The organism is Microcoleus sp. AR_TQ3_B6, from assembly GCF_036702785.1.
Taxonomy (GTDB): domain Bacteria; phylum Cyanobacteriota; class Cyanobacteriia; order Cyanobacteriales; family Microcoleaceae; genus Microcoleus.
Window position 1 is genome coordinate 1 of record NZ_JAUBVJ010000124.1, and the last position, 18,308, is coordinate 18,308.

General features: G+C 44.6%; 14 protein-coding genes and 2 pseudogenes. 5 read left to right on the forward strand and 11 right to left on the reverse strand.

What is annotated here, in order from left to right; translation table 11 throughout:
• A pseudogene (locus QUB56_RS33785) lies at positions 1 to 469 on the forward strand (IS4 family transposase); the annotation flags it as partial.
• 36 nt (positions 470 to 505) lie between these two features.
• Here QUB56_RS33785 and QUB56_RS33790 read toward each other — a convergent pair.
• The 4 genes from QUB56_RS33790 to QUB56_RS33805 form a co-directional block, all read right to left on the reverse strand.
• Positions 506 to 778, reverse strand: coding sequence for a diguanylate cyclase domain-containing protein (locus tag QUB56_RS33790; protein ID WP_332960718.1), 273 nt, complete (start codon positions 776 to 778; stop codon positions 506 to 508).
• Positions 762 to 1,103 (reverse strand): hypothetical protein, encoded by a 342-nt coding sequence (locus QUB56_RS33795; RefSeq protein ID WP_332960719.1) that lies wholly within the window; start codon positions 1,101 to 1,103, stop codon positions 762 to 764. The genes QUB56_RS33790 and QUB56_RS33795 overlap by 17 nt, the downstream gene beginning before the upstream one ends.
• A 271-nt stretch (positions 1,104 to 1,374) precedes the next feature.
• Positions 1,375 to 1,524: a hypothetical protein gene (locus QUB56_RS33800; protein ID WP_332960720.1), complete on the reverse strand. Its 150-nt coding sequence runs from the start codon at positions 1,522 to 1,524 to the stop codon at positions 1,375 to 1,377.
• Positions 1,525 to 1,790: 266 nt separating this feature from the next.
• Complete coding sequence (locus QUB56_RS33805; RefSeq protein ID WP_332960721.1) at positions 1,791 to 2,243, reverse strand: response regulator; 453 nt, start codon at positions 2,241 to 2,243, stop codon at positions 1,791 to 1,793.
• 50 nt (positions 2,244 to 2,293) lie between these two features.
• Between QUB56_RS33805 and QUB56_RS33810 the strand changes: the two genes are divergently transcribed.
• A complete protein-coding gene (locus QUB56_RS33810) occupies positions 2,294 to 2,563 on the forward strand; it encodes a hypothetical protein (RefSeq protein ID WP_332960722.1) in 270 nt (89 codons plus the stop codon).
• Between the two features lie 166 nt (positions 2,564 to 2,729).
• Here QUB56_RS33810 and QUB56_RS33815 read toward each other — a convergent pair whose 3' ends face one another.
• On the reverse strand, positions 2,730 to 4,637 hold the full coding sequence (locus QUB56_RS33815) for a PAS domain S-box protein (RefSeq protein ID WP_332960723.1): 1,908 nt from the start codon (positions 4,635 to 4,637) through the stop codon (positions 2,730 to 2,732).
• Complete coding sequence (locus QUB56_RS33820; RefSeq protein ID WP_332960725.1) at positions 4,638 to 6,575, reverse strand: response regulator; 1,938 nt, start codon at positions 6,573 to 6,575, stop codon at positions 4,638 to 4,640.
• A gap of 156 nt (positions 6,576 to 6,731) precedes the next feature.
• Here QUB56_RS33820 and QUB56_RS33825 point away from each other — a divergent pair, with 156 nt between their 5' ends.
• Entirely contained in the window at positions 6,732 to 6,872 is a 141-nt protein-coding gene (locus tag QUB56_RS33825; RefSeq protein ID WP_332960726.1) for a hypothetical protein, read from the forward strand.
• Between the two features lie 31 nt (positions 6,873 to 6,903).
• On the opposite strand, the gene QUB56_RS33830 is transcribed toward QUB56_RS33825, so the two are convergent.
• From QUB56_RS33830 to QUB56_RS33845, 4 genes are all read right to left on the reverse strand, one after another.
• Positions 6,904 to 10,062 carry a PAS domain S-box protein gene (locus QUB56_RS33830; RefSeq protein WP_332960727.1) on the reverse strand — a complete coding sequence of 1,053 codons (3,159 nt, stop codon included), beginning with the start codon at positions 10,060 to 10,062 and terminating at the stop codon, positions 6,904 to 6,906.
• Positions 10,059 to 10,457, reverse strand: coding sequence for a response regulator (locus QUB56_RS33835; protein WP_332960728.1), 399 nt, complete (start codon positions 10,455 to 10,457; stop codon positions 10,059 to 10,061). The genes QUB56_RS33830 and QUB56_RS33835 overlap by 4 nt, the downstream gene beginning before the upstream one ends.
• A 50-nt stretch (positions 10,458 to 10,507) precedes the next feature.
• Positions 10,508 to 13,057: a CBS domain-containing protein gene (locus QUB56_RS33840; RefSeq protein WP_332960729.1), complete on the reverse strand. Its 2,550-nt coding sequence runs from the start codon at positions 13,055 to 13,057 to the stop codon at positions 10,508 to 10,510.
• A gap of 159 nt (positions 13,058 to 13,216) precedes the next feature.
• Positions 13,217 to 13,549 carry an ATP-binding protein gene (locus tag QUB56_RS33845; RefSeq protein WP_332960730.1) on the reverse strand — a complete coding sequence of 111 codons (333 nt, stop codon included), beginning with the start codon at positions 13,547 to 13,549 and terminating at the stop codon, positions 13,217 to 13,219.
• Positions 13,550 to 15,150: 1,601 nt separating this feature from the next.
• Between QUB56_RS33845 and sds the strand changes: the two genes are divergently transcribed.
• A complete protein-coding gene (sds, locus tag QUB56_RS33850; protein WP_332960731.1) occupies positions 15,151 to 16,122 on the forward strand; it encodes a solanesyl diphosphate synthase in 972 nt (323 codons plus the stop codon).
• A 135-nt stretch (positions 16,123 to 16,257) separates the two neighbouring features.
• Here sds and QUB56_RS33855 read toward each other — a convergent pair whose 3' ends face one another.
• Entirely contained in the window at positions 16,258 to 16,722 is a 465-nt protein-coding gene (locus QUB56_RS33855) for a hypothetical protein (protein WP_332960732.1), read from the reverse strand.
• A 355-nt stretch (positions 16,723 to 17,077) separates the two neighbouring features.
• On the opposite strand from QUB56_RS33855, the pseudogene QUB56_RS33860 reads away from it, so the two are divergent.
• Positions 17,078 to 17,617 (forward strand): annotated as a pseudogene (locus tag QUB56_RS33860) (transposase domain-containing protein); the annotation flags it as partial.
• Between the last annotated feature and the right edge of the window lie 691 nt (positions 17,618 to 18,308).

Below are 18,308 nucleotides of genomic sequence, written 5' to 3' on the forward strand. Positions count from 1 at the left end.
TAAGTGGAAAAGGAACTATGGGAAATATCAAGTTAAAGAAGCCTGGTTTATTCTCACGGACTTAGGCTCATTGCGAGCAGCGCTCAATGCTTATAAGCAGCGGATGGGCATTGAAGAAATGTTCCGCGACTGTAAAACAGTCGGCTACGATCTTGAAGGAACAAGCCTCAAAGGGAACCGACTTATTAACATGATTCTGCTCATGACACTTGCGTACAGTTCAGCAATATTTCAAGGTAATGAACTGAAGAAAAAGCAGGTACAAGAATATGTATCTCGTCGCACAGAACCAAAGAAAAAATATCGCAGACGGAGTACATTTGGTGTTGGATTAGATGGAGAAAAGTGGGTTAATTATCTAGAACAATATTCTTTGGAGGTGGAACAGTTAATGAAGTTAACTCCTTCTAAACGCCGCTTTTATCAACAAGGTATGCAGGCTGCAACCCTTATACAGTCTATCTCGTAGACCTCTTTGTCACCCCCCAGCAATTAGCTTCAACTTTTACATAAAAATCGGGGAAGATTCCGAGTTACTGCTGGCATAACAAATGCGATTTTTGCCTTGGGTTTTGGCTTGATAAAGGGCGCTGTCAGCGCGGAGAATTAGGGTGTCGGGAGATTCCTGGGCAGAAGGAATCGCTGTAGCACTGCCACAACTGAGGGTAACGTAGGGGCCGATCGACGATCGCGCGTGGGGCAGTTTCAAGCTGGCGATGCCGTCGCAAATTTCCCGGGCGACAACGTTTGCCCCTTCGGCGCTAGTGTTGGGCAGCACTACTATTTTGGTTTTCAATATAACCCAATGGCAAACCGTCACCTGCGAAGATCGCACCTTTTTGCTCTTCCCCGTCGAGTGGAGACGCCCAATCCTGACAGCGATAAATTAAAACGCGGTCTGTTTTGAGAAATTGGCGCACTTCTGCGACGGTACTTTGGAGAATGCTTGCCGCGTCTATTGACGATCGAATACGTTCGATCGTTTTGCCCAACAGCCGCTCTCGGAGGGCTTGTTGCCGCAATTGTTCTTCGATTTGCTGGCCTTCGATCGCGTAATCGATTGCCCGCACCAGCAGTTCTTTGTGAAATCTTCCCTTTACCAAAAAATCTTGAGCGCCCCAGCGCAATACCGACAGCGCCGTATTTTCATCGTTGATAAGTTGTTCTGCATTTAAATTGCATATTTCGATCCCATATCAAAACTCGTCAAATCCTCGGACCCTCTCTCCCCCTCCCCTAATCCCCCTCTAATACCATAAACAATCTAGGTGCATAACAGCTTATCTCTGGGCACCACAATCTGCACAGTGGGCGATCGCGCTTTCAAAACTGCGAGATCCTCGCTTCCCCCCAAACTGTCTCACACTGACAAATCTAATAGTACGGCGTCAACTTTTCTACTTCCAGACACGCCACTCGTATCTCCAGAAACTTAACAGTTTGGAGAAGAAATAGAGACTCGCTCCATGACCCTAAAAAGTCTTCGATCGTTGTCAGAGCTGCGAGGTCATCATCAACAAACAAAATTTTCAGACATTGGTTACGTATTAACACAAATATAGCGTTCGGAGCGGGTCGAAGGAAAATTGTGAGTTTTGATAGCGATACTTGCGATCGGGCTAATATAGCGGTTCGATCGCGTGGTGAGGTATGCCCTATGCCCTATGCCCTATGCCCTATGCCCTATGCCCGCGGGCCAGATAGTACCTCATGTTACGCTCGAAAGGCTATATGTCCGTTTATCAAATTCACTCTACACTCAAACTATCGATTTAGCCCTCAATTAAAGCTTACATACCCGGCGGGAGTGAAACAATTTCAAACCAATACTCACATAAAGTCTTCATTACTTCAAGCAATCCTTCAAAAGTGACTGGTTTGGATATGAAAGAATTGGCACCCAAGCGGTAGCAAAGCAAGATATCTCCGCTGCGGTGCGAAGTTGTGAGGATTACAACCGGAATTTTTTGCAAATGGGGGTCAGATCTGATCGAAGTTAGTGTTTCTCGCCCGTCAAGCCTCGGCATATTCAGATCCAAAAGTATCAGGTCTGGCTGGTGCCAATTGCTACTACCAACATATTGACCGCGACGGTACAAATACTCTAGCACTTCTTCTCCATTTTCCACAAATTTGCTCCTAATTCCTAATCGAACTTCTCGCAGTGCTTCCTCCACCAAAAAGCGCGTGTCCTCGTCATCATTTGCTATTAAAAGAGTAAATTTTTTCTTTTTATAATTCACGCCTTTGCCTCACTAAGAACAGCTTTTGGGAGGGGGCGGGACTTTGATCCGTGTCTGAGCGCATGCAAAGCATCTCTTGCCATCATCCGGCAAATCTGGCTCAGAATACTAACTTTGTGTTGCAGCAATTTACGGTTTTTGTCTATTTGCAAAGGTTTGCGAATCATGCTTGTTTCACTTGGCAGTCTGTCCGAGAATCGGCAAACCGCAAAGACATCACAAATCCTTGTCCGCGAACTACTAGGGAAACTACTGCATCCCAAAGCAAGATGCTCTGGATACAGTTGAAAAAAACTGACAAGTCTTACGAGCACCGCTGATTTATAAATTGTATAAGGATCGAGCTAATACATTTATCCTGATAGATTTTTAGCTCGATGTCATCAGTGAATATGCTACACTTTATAAGCAGTTTTGTAAAGAAAAGATAAAGATATTTAAAGCTTAAGTAAAGGACGGGTGACTGCTCCAGGCGGAGTGCTCACTTCACTTTGGTATAGGAATAGAAAAATAAAAAGTCGAGCCTCGATTGGGTTCTGATTCTACCCAAAGGCGACCGCCATGCCGCTCGACAATTCTTTGACAAATCGCTAAACCGATACCAGTTCCAGAATACTGTTTTTGGCTGTGCAAGCGCTGAAAAAGCTGAAAAATTCGCGGATGGTACTGTTCGGCAATCCCAATACCGTTGTCCTGCACAGAAAACACCCAGCTATCCCCCTGACGCGAAGCGCCCACATGCACCACCGGCGCCTCGCTGCTGCGGTACTTAATAGCGTTGCCAATTAAATTTTGAAACAGTTGCAGCAGTTGAAAACTGTCACCTCTTACCCTTGGCAAATCGCCCCTAGTAACAGAAGCTCGATCTTGGCGGATGGCCAACTGCAAATTAGCGCAAGCATCCTCAAAAACCAGATTGCAATCTATCACATCAAAAGGTTTCTCACTGCGACCTACCCGCGAATATTCCAGCAAATCATCAATCAGTGCCTGCATCCGCTCGCAAGAGTTAACAATATTGCGGATAAATTTATTGCCTTGGGCATCAAGTTGGTTGTGACAGCGCTTTTGTAATAGTTGAGCGTAGCCCGCAATCGTGCTCAAAGGCGCTTGTAAATCGTGAGAAGCCACGTAGGAAAACTGTTCGAGTTCGGCATTAGAACGAGTTAATTCTTGAGCGTAGCGGGTTTGAGTGTCTAAACTCGCTTGCAGCAGTTCTTGTACCAGCTTGCGCTCGGAAATATCCTCGATAGCACAAACCAAATACTGCGGCGTCCCATTGGCATCGCGCATTGCCGAAACAGTAACATTCGCCCAGCGCACTGCCTCATCTTTGCAGACCAAACGCTTTTCCAGAGAAAAAGTTTGAATGTTCCCGGATAACAGCGAACTCACGTATTCTCTGTCAGCTTCGATGTCATCCGGGTGAGTAATTGCCTGCCAATTTTTCTGCAACAATTCCGATTCTGCATAGCGGACAATTTGGCAAAATCCGGGATTTACCCGTATAAATTGACCGCAAAGCGCGGTTTTAGCTATGCCGACCGCAGCTTGCTCGAATATGGCGCGGAAGCGTTCTTCGCTGTCTCGCAGGGCAATTTCTGCTCGTTTGCGATCGGTGATGTTGCGAAATGTTACTGCCAGGCCATCGTTTAACTTTACCGCAACAATGTGCAGCCAAACAATTGTATCTCCCTCAGGTTCGTAAGAAAATTCTCGGTCTACAGTTTCTCCTGTTTCTACTACAGAAACATACAAATCAAATAACCCGTTATTGCGAAATTGGGAAAGTTCTGCCAACAAATTCTTGCCAACTATCTCATTTAATAGCAGACCATAAAATTTTTCTGCAGCAGGGTTGATCAGCAGCCACTGGAAATCCACAATATTTCCCTCACTGTTACGGACAGCAGAATAAGCCACTACACTGTCTAAGGAACTATTTAATATGCTAGCCAGCAGCGATTGCGACTGTTGCAGTTGATAATTTTGCTCTTTTAATTGCTGTTGCAGTTTTTGCAAGCCGACTTGCTTATCGATGCGCGCTAAAACTTCTTCTACTTGAAATGGTTTAGTAATATAGTCGGCGCCCCCAACTCTAAAAGCTTGTAATTTATCGTTCATTTCATCTAATACGCTTAAAAAAATTACCGGAATTTGTTCGGTTTCCGCTGTCGCTTTCAGTCTCCGACAAACTTCATAACCGTTCATTTCCGGCATTCTAATGTCGAGCAAAATTAAATCGGGGCAATGGACGATCGCCAGATTCAACGCCAGTTGACCGCAAATAGCTCGGTAAACTTGATACCCCTGGGCTGTTAGCAGCTTGGATAAGAACCGCAGATTGCTCGGTTGGTCATCAACCACCAATACTTTAATTTGGCTATTATCCATTTATTTTAAACTCGATTGAGTTAAATCCATTATCTTGTCGAGTCGGTAATCAGTAAGTAAATCTTTTAAAGCATGAGCTAAAGTTGGATGACTTTCCCAAATGCGATCGACAATTTCAATCGCCAGCTCTTCATTAACATCATTAGCTGCCTCGTATAGTTCCTGCACCCAACTTTGAGGCATCTGGGCCAGCAGCCCTCCGAAAAATGAATCGGGTTTTTCGCTCACAAAATAACGCCCTAAACCCCCGACTGGAAGCCTGGGCAACTCTTGATAAACATAGCGCACTCCCAAGTAGCAAGCCATCTTATCAAACAGGATTTGTTCTTGAAAAGGTTTTCGCACAAAATCGTCGCAACCTGCCGCAATAATTTCGCCTTTTCTTTCCTCAAAAGTGCTAGCAGTCAGAGCAATAATTACAGTTCGCCGCTGAGTTTGTTTCTCTTTAGCTCTAATTTGTCTGACAGCTTCAAAACCGTCCATTACTGGCATTCGTGTATCCAGCCAAATTAAATGAGGCTGCCAACTTTCCCAAATTTCAATACCTTGGTGGCCGTTTTCCGCTTCTCGGACTTCAAAACCAATTGGTTGCAGCATTTTAACCAGCAGCCGCCGATTTTCTTGATTGTCGTCAATTGCTAAAATCCGATAAATCGGTTGATCTGCTTCTAATCCGATCGCCCGCTGCAATGTTGGGACTGTTATTTCAGACGAAGTAGCGGGAAATACTCGGATATTAAATTTAAAACTCGTTCCCTCACCTAAAACACTTTTAATCCCAATATCTCCGCCCATGATCTGCACATACTTTTTAGTAATTGTCAAACCCAATCCCGTACCGTCAGCCGCGTTTCTGCCTGCTTCAGTTTGCACGAAAGCATCAAATAAAGTATCAATTTCGGCTGCTGCTATACCAACTCCCGTATCTTCAACTTCAAACAAAATTAAAAATGGCTCGCCCGAGGTAGAGTTAGGATAAATTGCCGATTCGGCGAGATGCTGCTTGCTTTCCACGCTCACGCGCAGGCAGATCCGGCCGCCGTCGAGAGTAAATTTTATGGCATTTCCCAGCAGGTTAATTAAGCAGACGCGCAGCTTTTTTTCGTCAGTTTTTATAGATTGGGGAACATTCGTCTCCACGAAAAATTTTAGTTGCAAATTCTTAGTTTCAGCTTTGATTTGAAACATCCCTTCGAGAGTGTCAAGAAGTTGATAAAGGTCAAAGCTGCGTTCATCTAAGGCAATTATCCCTGCTTCTATTTTCGACAAGTCTAAAACATCGTTAATTAGTTCCAGCAAATGTTGACCGCTGCGGTTAATAATTCGGAGATTTTCGAGATTTTCGTCGCCCAGGAAAGAGTCGCGGCTCATGACTTCGGTAAAACCCAGGATAGCGTTCAGGGGAGTCCGCAATTCGTGGCTCATGTTGGCAACGAATTGACTTTTTGCGAGCGATGCAGCCGCCGCGGCTTCTTCAGCTTTTTTGCGTTCTATTATTTCTTGTTGCAGTTCGGTATTGCGATCGAGCAATTGTTTTTTCAGTCTTTGGATAGTTAGTTGGTGTTCGATTCTAGCTAATACTTCTGCTACATGAAATGGTTTTGTGATAAAATCCACACCTCCAACTTGAAAGGCGGTTACTTTGTCCAATACTTCATCTAAAGCGCTGATAAAAATAACGGGAATTTCTGATGTTTTCGGATCTGCCTTGAGCTGCATGCAGACTTCGTAGCCGTCCATTTCCGGCATTTTGATGTCGAGCAAAATCAGGTCTGGAGAACCCGCTCGCGCCGCTCTGATTGCCATTTTGCCGTTAATTACGCCCCGAACTTTGTAGCCGCGATCCAACAGCGTTGCTGATAAAACTTGCAAATTTTCTGGAGTATCGTCAACAATTAATATGTTGCCTTTATTCTCTTCTGTTTTATTGCTGGTCATTGAGGGCTATTTTGTGTTAAATTGAGAATAATTGAGATTATGAAAACTGGTTAAATAGTCATTATAGCACTCCCTCCTGAATCAACTACTTTTATATTTACATAACTTATAACAGTAGAGATTTTAGATTTTAGATTTTAGATGTGGGAATGGCTGATGATTGCCAGGGTTGAGAGCTTGGCTACAGGTAAATTAGCCGATCGCCCGCAGACAATTTTACAAATAGTCGATCGACCTCAATCATCAATCATCCCGAACCCGCCCCTCGCACCTCGAACCTCCACATCCATCCCTTAAACCCGTGATACAATCCGTTGCCGAACTTCCTTCAAAAATTTCTAAACTCCTCAATCAAATCGATAATCCGATCGCACCGGAAGTTATTCGCCAAATCCGCGATCGCCCTACTAAAATCAGCATTAATCGGAGGAATCAACAACAGCAGCCGAAAAATCTCCTCGTTATCAACCGCATCCGCCGCCGCGTACAATTCATCAACCCATTCAGCAGGCATAGCTTCAAAAAATGAAGCATTGAGCGTCAAAGGAAAATCAGCCGTTTCAGTTCCCCCAGAAACCTCACCCGACGCCACAGGTTCAGAACTTGGCGAAGCTTCTCGATCGTAAACATAGCGGACTCCCAAATACTTAGCCATCTTTTCCAGAATCACTTGCTCCCGAAAAGGCTTCGCTACAAAATCATCGCAACCAGCAGACAAAATCAGTGATCGATCCTCATCAAAAGCACTTGCCGTCAGAGCAATAATCACCGTTGCTTGACCTTTCAAATGTGCTTTAATCTGTTTAGTAGCTTCATAGCCGTCCATCACCGGCATCCGCATATCCATCCAAATCAAATGAGGTTCCCAACTCGACCACACTTCCACAGCTTCAACGCCATTTTCAGCGTCCTGCACAGCAAACCCGAGGGATGTCAGCATTCTGACCAACAGCAAGCGGCTTTCCAGGCGATCGTCAACAGCTAAAATGCGGTATTCCGGCTGTCCGGGTGCCAGACTCACAACCCGACGAGCGGTTTGAGCCACCTGAATTTCCACTGCATTAGGGAGCGAAACTTTAACATCAAATCGAAAAATGCTGCCGCGACCGACGCTGCTTGTCACAGTTATTTTTCCTCCCATTAAATGCAGGAATTGTTCGCTGATAGGCAAGCCCAAACCAGTTCCTTCTTGAGCTTTTCTCCCAGTTTCTGTTTGTGCAAAAGGTTTAAACAACTTGTCCATTTCTGCCACAGAAATTCCCAACCCCGTATCTTCAACTTCAAATAGTAAGCAGCAAGTGTTATTTAGCCCAATCTCTCCGTCATTTTCATTAGCCAACAGCTCATGTTTAATTCTCAAATTAACACCACCTTCCGCCGTAAACTTAATAGCATTTCCCACTACATTAATCAATACTTGGCGCAACTTGCTTTCGTCTGTTTCTACGTATTGAGGTAAGTCGGGCGTGGAATCAAAAATTAACTGCAACCCTTTTTTTTCGGCTTGCAGTTTCAGCATATCTTCAGTATTTTTTAGCATTTTATGCAAGTCGAACGTGCTGTTATTAACCGTCACCAGCCCGACTTCAATTTTTGACATTTGCAGAATATTGTTGATCAGCTCGAGCAAATGTTCCCCGCTGCGGCTAATAATTCCTAAGTATTGCTGTTGGTCAGCACCGAGGGCTGCGGAGCGAGCCAGCAGTTGCGTGAAACCGAGAATTGCGTTGAGGGGAGTTCGCAATTCGTGGCTCATATTCGAGAGGAATTCACTTTTCGCCCTGTTGGCTCTGTCGGCTTCTTCTTTAGCTTTTTGCAGGGCTATTCCTGCTTGTTTCCGCTCAGTAATATCGCTAGTCGTGCCAGTTGTGCCAGTAATGTTTCCTTCTGCGTCGAAGCGCGCGATCGCCTTCGTATTTACATCAATCAATCTGCCGTCTTTTCCTAATACTATACTTTCGTACTGAAACACAGCATCTCCCGTCAGCAAGCACTGCTGAAGTTCCCAGCTCCGGTCTATTTGTCCTGGCGCTAAGAAATCCCTAAAATAACAGCCGATCATTTCTTCAGGCTCGTAACCGTAGATTTGTTTAACCGCTTGGTTCACAAAAGTAATATGTCCTTCAGCATCGCAAGACCAAATAATATCTTGGGAAGTTTCAACTAAATGGCGGTATTTTTCTTCGCTCTCTGCTAGAGCTATCTCTGCCAGCTTGCGGGGGGTAATGTCCATCAAAGTTGTGAAGAGTTTTGTCACTTGCCCTTGTTGGTTGACAACTGCTTCTCCTCTGGCTTCAATGTAGCGGATGAAGCCACCTTCACTTGTTTGTGACGGGCAATTATCGGCAGCAATTGTCGGTTCCCGCCGCAGAATTCGATATTCCAAACTGTAGGATTGCCCGCTAGCAATCGCAGCGTCGATAGTTGTTTGCCACTTCTGTCGATCGTCCGGATGCACGTATTGCGAAAACTCAGTTAGTGTTGGCGGCACCTGGGTTGAATCGAGTCCGAAAATCCGAGATAATTCTTTCGACCAAGTAGTTGTGTTAGCCGAGAAATCGCATTCCCAATTGCCGACGCGGGCGATTCTTTGCGCTGCTGCTAAAGAAGCCGCTACAGATCGGAGTTTTTCTTCCGCTAATTTGCGATCGCTAATATCTTGAATCACAGAAATCACCGAAGTTTCGCCATGAATGTCAATGATTTCTGCTGACAGCAGCCCGGTTCTGAGTGCCCCACTTTTAGTGCGAAAATTAAATTCGTAGTTGAGAACTTTTTTTTTCTCGTCTAACATTGTCAACAACTTGGCGCGGGCTTCTTTACTTTCCCAAAGATTCAAATCAAGCGCCGTGCGATCCATAATTTCTGCGGACGAATAACCGGTTGTCTGGCAAAAAGCATCATTAATTTCTAAATAACGACCATCTTTAAGTCTGGTAATAGTAATCGGATTGGGAGAGGAACGAAAAGCTTTGGCAAACTTTTCCTCAGACAAGCGTAGTTGTGCAGTCCGCTCCTCCACTACAGTTTCCAATTCTTGATTCAGCTTTTGGAGTTGAGCGTTTTGTTCCGCTAATTGCTTCTCCATAAAATAGCTATTGACCGCTTCTTTCACAGTCAATTTCAAATCTTCTGACTGCCAAGGCTTCGATATGTAGCGGTACAATTTAGCATATTTAATAGTATTCGCCACTGCTTCGAGGTCTGCTTGCCCCGTCAGGAGAATTTTGATAGTTTTTGGCGAAATTCTGTGAATCTGCTTCAGCAATTCGTCTCCTTTGATATGGGGCATCAGATAGTCGGAAATTACTGCCACGATTTCGCAGCCCTCTGCCAGCAATTCCTCGATTAGCTCTAAAGCATCTTCGCCGCCTTCAGCGGTTTCTAATAAGTGTTCTTCTCCCAGGGCTTTTTTTAACTCAATTTTCAAACTTTCAAGAATTATCGGTTCGTCATCCACGCAAATAATCACAGGTTTATTGTTCATATTTTTGCCAAACCCGATTTTAGAGTTTCTACTAATTCTTTGCGATCCCACGGCTTGTACAAACAGCGGTGCAAGTTTGCTTGCTCTTTCACCCGTGATATTGCTACTTCGTCGGCTTGCCCGGTCAGCATGACTTTCACAATCTTGGGATATTTTTGGTGAACCCGAATCAAAAATTCATCTCCTTTAATACCTGGCATTAACCAGTCAGATACTATGACAAAAATATCACTTTCATCTTCTTCTTGAATTTCCTCGATAATTTCCAGAGCTTCATCTGCATTTTCGGCTACTTCATAGAGGTAAGCATCCCCAAATTCTTTTTTTAGTTGAATTTTTAAACTGTTTAAGACCACAACTTCATCGTCAACGCACAAAATTACTGGTTTTGGCATAAAACTTTACTTCTCTTTAATTTTAAAATTGGGGGTATTTCCCCATTTTTTTAATTGCTATCCGGGATTCCGATGGGCAAGGATATAGTAAATTTTGTTTTACCGGGAACGCTCTCTACTTGCAGTTCACCTTGGTGTTTTTCCAGAATTTTCTGAACTATATCCAATCCCAAACCGCTGCCTTCTCCTGGAGGTTTGGTCGTGAAAAACGGCTCAAAAATTCTCGGCATAATCTCTGGGGGAATGCCTTGGCCACTGTCGGTAATACTGACTAATATTACGTTATCTTGGTGTTTGACATCAATTTTCAACACTCCTTTGTGGCCCATCGCTTGTAAAGCATTGTGAAGCAAATTCGTCCAAACTTGATTGAGCTCATCAGGATAGCATAGCACAGAGGGCAAATTAGTACCATAGTTTCTGACTACTTCCACACCGTGTTTGATTTGGTAGTGGTAAAGCGTTAAAACCGTCTCAATACCGTCGGTAATATTAGCGAGAACCTTGGAACCAGACTGGTCGTAACGAGAGTAGCTTTTCAAAGCAAAAACGATTTTAGCTGCCCTATCTGTGGCTGTAGCAATATTTTTAGTGCTTTTTTGTACCGTAGCGAATTGGTAGACGGTTTGTAAAATATTTTGACTTTTGCTGTCTTTCAACAAAGGTAAAAAAGTTTCTAAATTGCAGAGACCAATATCTAATAATGTACAAGCCAGGCTGTCGGCCTTATCAATTTTTTCTGATTCTAATTGCCGCTGCAATTCTTTTTTCAACTGACGTTTTTCTTTACTAGATAAGGTGTCTGTTTCTTGGCTTGACTTGTGCAGCAGCGCAAAAAAATCCTGCTGCCTTTCCGGGGATAGTTGCTGGAAAAATATCGGCAACTGCTGCAATTGTTCGGTCCAGAAGTCGGCGATGTTCTGCACCGAGGATCGAATCGCCCCTAAAGGAGAATTGATTTCGTGAGCAACTCCGGCAATTAGCTGTCCGAGGGCTGCCATTTTTTCTGATTGAATCAGTTCTTTTTGAGTGCGCTTCAGTTCTTCCAAGGTATGAAATAATTCTGCATTTTTTTTGCACAGCGCTGACTCGGCTATTTTGCGGGCGCTGATGTTGCGGGCCACCCAAATCACTGCATCTTTCGAGAAGATAGAAATGCAGGCAGAAAACCAAACTTCGCGGTCGCCAACTCTTAAGCTGTAGTCAAAATTGAGCGTTTGTTGCGTCTCTAACACCTGCTGAACTAACACCCACCAATTATCCGGGTTGTTGTCGTCAAAAAAATGTTCTATCGTCAGGCTGACTAGATCGCAATCCGGCTCAACCAACGCAGCCGTATTTGTAGGCAAAACTTCTATATTGCCCTGCTTGTCTAGCACGAAAACGATGTCGGTCATCGCTTCAAAAACGGCGCGCACTTTGCTTTCAGAAAACTGCAATTTTTTTTCTAGCAATTGGCGATCGCTAATTTCTTGCTGCAATTCTTCATTGCTGGCTGCTAGTTGAACCGTGCGGTATTGAACTCGCTGTTCGAGTTCGGTGTTGAGGCGGCGGACTTCAGCTTCAGCGGTGGCGCGGTCTTGTATTTCCTTTTTTAACTGATTGTTAGCATTAATTAATTCTAAAGTTTGCTGTTTAGTTTCTTCTTCTAAACTTTTATTTAAAAGCCTCAACTGTTCCTCTACTGCGGTTCTCCGAAGTGCTTCCTTTTGCAATTCTTCGTTCACTTTTTTTAACTCCTGGAGCTTTTCGGCAACTGTTTCCTGCAAAAGCTCGACATTCGCTTGCATTTCTATCGGATCTAAGGCTTGCAGCAGGGTACTTTGGGTGATAATTCCGGCTAAATATCCTCCCTCGTCCACCACCACCAAGCGCCGGATGCGGTGCTGCTGCATGAACTGGTGAGCCTGCCACAATGTGGCTTTTACCTGCAGCTGCATCAGGGGAAAACTCATGGCGGCGGCGGCAGGAGTGCCGGCGAAATCAAGTCCAGAAACTTGGAATTTAACAATGTCGCTTTCTGTAATTATGCCCACAGGTTTCTGATGTTTGTTGTCGCTGTCAGTGCAAATGATTGTGCAGCTTTGGCGCTCGGTTGTCATCTGTTTTGCGACTTCTAAAACCGAGGTGCTAGTTGAAGTAACTATTACTTCTGTCGTCATAATTTCTTCGGCGCGCCACATTTTCAGCAAGTCGCCCGGTTTCAGGATTTGACGGATGCTTTCGCAGGTGATGGCGCCTAGCAAGTTTCCGCCTTCGTCCGTGAGGGGCAAGTGACGGATTTTTTTCGATCGCAATATGCTCAATACCCTGAAGATATTCCCCGCTTTATCTAGGTTCAGGGCGATCGGGTTTTCAGTCATTACCTCAGAAATTGCCACCCCTGCTAGCGGTATTTCGCTAGCAGTTATTTTCACAACATCGCGCTCTGTAAAAATTCCGAGCAGTTGCTGGTCCTGAGCGATTAAAATGCAACTGGCGCTCGCCTGAGTCATGGCCGCGATAGCGACTTTCAAAGGTGTTTCTGGAGGCACCACCGGGGGTTTGGGGTCGATCGCCTGTTCTAGCAAGCTTTGGGTATCAGAAACTGTGGTTGACATGGGCAAATCAAGGGGGATAGATGCAGGCGGAACCGGCAATTAATACCATTTTAGATTTCAGATTTTACAGTGGCGGCACCCTGAGCGCAATCGAAGTTTGACATCGGCCTAGAGTTGCATTTTTAGTCGCGCATCGGTATGATTTTTATTGCTATAGCGCTAAACGGCGATCGGGATTGACACATTAAAAGTCCTTTGACCTATAACTGACGCTACTTCTATTTTAACCGAATGTTTTTCCACAAATTTTTTAACAATATCCCGTCCCAACCTGCTGCGTTCGTTGGCCTTTTTTGTGGTAAAGAACCGCTCCAAGATTCCCGGCAAAATCTCCGGGGAAATCCCCTTGCCCCTATCCGTGACGGCCAAGAGCAGGAGCTGATTTTTATCTATCACCCCTACTGTTAAAACTATGCAATTGTCCATTGCCTGAATAACATTGTAAATCCGATTAGTCCAAACTTGATTTACTGCGCCTGGATAGCACAGCAATTCAGCGAGTCGGTTTTGATAATTTCTGGCAAGTCCTACTCTGTATTTTAGTTAGTTGTAAAAAAGAGTTAATATAGTTTCACTGCCGTCATTAATATTGGCAATTACCTTTTTTGCCGTACAGTTAGAGCGAGATTAAAAAAAAAGCAAAAACAACTTTTGCTGGTCTATCTGTAGCAGTGGCAGCCGATGCTCTTCTTGGCTTGTGGATAAAGTGCAGGGAATATCTGCCTGACTCAGGCTGTTAAGCACCGCTTGATAAAATATTTGATTGCCCTGCAAGTTTATTGATTGTTTGAGGAAAATCACTTTGCCGGCAATTGTAAATAATAACCCTGCCTTTGTGCGCCAGCATTCAAGGCAGGGTTATTATTGAGTATTCCGAATTCTCAACGTTGACACTCAAGGGAGCCAAAGCCGCGCTGGATTCTTGAATCGATCGACTGCGACCCTCAAAGGCATTGTCAAGGTGCCTCTTTACGCTCAAAACAACTGACTTTCGTCGCTGCAATTGCGCTTACTTTTGATATAGAGATTTGCTTTCGGAGTCCATCACTCAGCCTGTTAGGTGCGCTCAACAATTCACTATCACTCGTTCAACAGGCTACGGCAATACCGAGACGAGCTAAATCAGGAGTTTCACCTTATTAAATTGTTTCGGCACGCAGACAGTTATTCTTACTTGCTCCTCAACTATAGCAAAAGATTAATGGGCAATAAATTCCCTCGCATCCTCTTTCCTCAAGGGGGCCCAAGGCACTCAGCTTCCAGGCTACTCTATTATTGTTGTGAAGCGAGCCCGCTGCAGCCGGATTCGGCTGCAGACGAGTACACTACTCGCCCAATCGAGTTATTTTAGCGCTGCGTTCTGCCAACATCAACAGTACATAAATAGTCATTACATAGCCGGCGGCCAGAATGGGAATAATTAGAGGAATATCGCGATAAATCATAATTAGAACCAAAAGTCAAGGACTAGGGGGAGGAGGAGGACAAGTTCAAGACCTACTACATTAAGTCAGCACGCAAGACCATGCCTTGGTTCTGAAGGCTGCTTTTCCATATCAAGCCTGCGGGAACATTTAGGCGTTCCCGGTCAATAATGATTTACTGCTTTACAGATGCTTAAACAGCCTAAAACCATCCACTTTAGCTGCTTGGAGCTACCGTGCATATAAGATGCGCTAGTCTTAACTCCTGAAAAATTTTAGCCACGAGGAACTAAAAATCTGTACCAGAAATTTTCGCTGCGATCGACTAACTAGGCTGGCTCTAAGAAACTCTTACAGGCTCCTAGAAGCTACCTGCCAGTCTGGCTGTACTTAATGTATAGAATTGTTTAAATCCTTAACTCCTATAATAGCACAGGGTTTCTGGGATTTAGAGATTTTTGGGCAATGTCCTTAACAATTCTATACAATAGGAGCAACCCCTGTGGCAGCCGGCTACTCGCCTCTGGCAGTCGCGTGACTCGGATCGGGCTGCAGATGACAAATAACTGCCGATCGCCTAGATTTTTCTTTCGTATTGCAGAGAATTACCTTAAAATAAAGATATGATATGTAAAATTTTGTTACTTTACCGCTTGAGTCGGCGTATCCATGATCTCTAGCACTCTCCTATTTTCCTCGGTTGAAGAAGACCTGCGACTGTTGACAGAAAACTTAAAACAGTTAGTGGGTGCCCGCCATCCCATATTGTACGCGGCTGCAGAATACTTATTCGGCACAAAGGGAAAACGGGTGAGACCCGCAATCGTCCTGTTAATAGCCCGGACAACTATGCCCGATCGCCCAATCACAGAAAAACACCGCCGCCTCGCTGAAATCACGGAAATGATCCATACAGCAAGTTTGGTTCACGACGACGTGGTGGACGAGTCGGATCTGCGGCGGGGAGTACCGACGGTACACAGTCGGTTTAACAACCGAGTGGCAGTATTGGCGGGAGATTTTCTGTTTGCTCAATCTTCCTGGCATTTGGCAAATCTGGACAACCTGCCAGTAGTCAAACTGCTTTCGGAAGTGATTATGGATTTAGCGGAGGGGGAAATTCAACAGGGACTAAATGGATTTGACACCAGCTTGTCGATCGAAGCGTACCTCGAAAAAAGTTACTACAAAACAGCGTCTTTAATCGCCAACAGTTCTAAAGCAGCCGGCTGTCTGAGCGAGGTTTCAGCGGAAATAGCAGACGATTTGTACAACTACGGGCGCAATATAGGTTTAGCCTTTCAAATAGTAGATGATATATTAGATTTCACCGCTTCAACAGAAACTTTGGGGAAACCCGCAGGCTCGGATCTCAGAAGCGGGAATCTGACAGCGCCAGCCCTATTTTGCCTAGAAGAAAAGCCTTACTTGGAAGTTCTCATAGAACGCGAGTTCGCCGAAGAAGGAGATATAGAGCAGGCTCTGACATTGGTAGAAGATTCTAAAGGCATAGAGCGATCGCGAGAACTAGCTACCCATCACGCACAGAAAGCCGTCGAATACTTAGCTTCGCTGCCGCATTCAGAGTCCCGCCAAGCTTTGATTGACTTGGCAGATTACGTTTTGAGCCGACTTTATTAGAGGTGAAAAAGTTACATACACTTTACGAGGAATTGGTAATGGGGAATTGGTAGTGGGGAATGGCAATGAGTAATGCCCGGTGCCCGATGCCCAATGTATAATGCCCTATTGCCAATTAATAGGAAATTGAGTTGTTTAAGCAATATCCGGCGGTGGAGCCGATCGATACTGTTGCAAGTAAACGCTAATTAAATTCTGCACTTGCTCGCGAGGGATTTCGGTTCCGACTTCCTGATTGCCGGGACTTTCAAAAAAAACAATGCTGTCGAGACCTTCAAGAGCTATCATCTGAAATAAAATGTGAGTGACAGGCAAAAGCACCGGTCTGAGGCGATCGCCCCCTGCAGCCGCAGCCTGCGACGCATCTTTAAGACTGGTCCAAGCATAAATCACCTTCTTCTCCCGTCCTGGTTCCTTGAGATTGCTCAAAACCACGATCGCCCAACTTTGGTCTACCGCTTGCAGGATCGAGTATTCGAGGTGCTGTAGCTGTTGGGCAAGTAACACCAGGGCAGGGGCGATCGCCTGTAAGATTTGTGGCGTCGAACCGTCGCGCGGAGCTTTTTCGATCAATGCTTGAATCTGTTGGTCTAAATCCATCAGTCAGTTCTTTGATATCTAAAATTAAAAATTTCGGGTTAGCAGGTGCGCGTCCAAGTATATATTACCCAGCACTGGCCCATAGAAATAGTACGCCATGTGGGGAACGAGCGTCTCGATCGCCAGCGGGCCGGGAAAACGGAACTAGGCACTGGATTCCCCGCCTTCTAAAAAACAGACTTGCCACATCAAGCTATTTCCACTATAGTTCAATACGGTTTAGTTAAGGCTCACATAGTAGTAAAGTAGAGATTATATACAAAAATGGAAATAAAGTACAGTACATCTTAAAGAATGTTCATTAGTCTCTCCCAATATCCAAAGTACCGAGATATTTAAAGCCATACAGATAGAGATGACCGCATCTGCAATCGCCTATTCGATTGCGAAAACGAAGGTTGAAGAGAAACATCATCGCGCCTTGCCAGCACAACTGATAGTGTGTCTGGTCATAGCAATGAGCCTGTGGTCAAAAGATTCAATGCGGGAGCTACTAAAAAATCTGATTGATGGTCTTAATGAAGCATAGGTAAAAATTGGTAAGAATTAACGTATCCTTTGTAAATCAGCCATTACCCAACCCCGACCGAGATTAGGATCGGGCGTGCTCAGAGAGTTATTTCATCAGGAGCGTGCGACCAATGCCTACGGTAGAAACAATAGGAGCTTTCATAAATAAACTCAGAATCGTAGTGATAGATGGGACTTGCTTAGATATCCTACATATTGATGAATAATCCATAATTTTTGGTCGGTCAAGGAAGTAGTCCAGGTACAAGATCCGCATTTCCATGCATCTAGATTACTCATTTTAGTAGAAGCAGAAACACATTTAATCTTTGATGCCTTAATCTGTCCATATAAAATAGGAGAGAAAATAAGAGCGTTAAAGTTGTGACGGTCAGTCACAGAAGAAATGTTTTTGATGTGGGATAGAGGAGTGACGATCGCATTTGTGTCAAGTGTGGCGCTGTTTTCTTTTTTTTTGCCGTTTTTACGAATATGGGCCGATTTGCACTCGCTTTCATTGCATGGGGATTCCTCCTATTCATACTCTAATTATGCAAGACTAAATATTTGATATTTGGAATAACCTATTAATGGCAATTTCCGAGAAAGAGGCAAATTCCCGTTAACATCGTGTTTGGATAAATTGCGGCAGTTCGAGGAAATTGCTGGTTATATTGTGCAAGGGCGGTGTTTTGACACGGGATTGGCGGAGGTTGGCCGGCAAACACTCATTAATTTTGCCATCTCCGGTGGGTCGATCGGCTAATCACCCTTAAAATTGAGCCTGACAGCTCACAACTATCCAAAATCCCCATCTAATCGTAATTTGGTGGCGCCACGTGCCCCGACAGCGGATTTTTGCCCGCAATGTCATCAAAAAAGTTTAACCGTAGGGTGCCGATCACCAGCCCTGTCTGGCGTGTTAAATCTGAGCCGCATAAAAAGCAGAAAACGGCTATTTCACGTTCGGATTTTTCAGACGTAAAGCAATAAAAACTGCTTAGGAATGAGAATTAAATAACTTCCACTCTTGAAAGTGGGATGGGCGTCCCGCCCGTCCTTTTTGGACGGGCGGG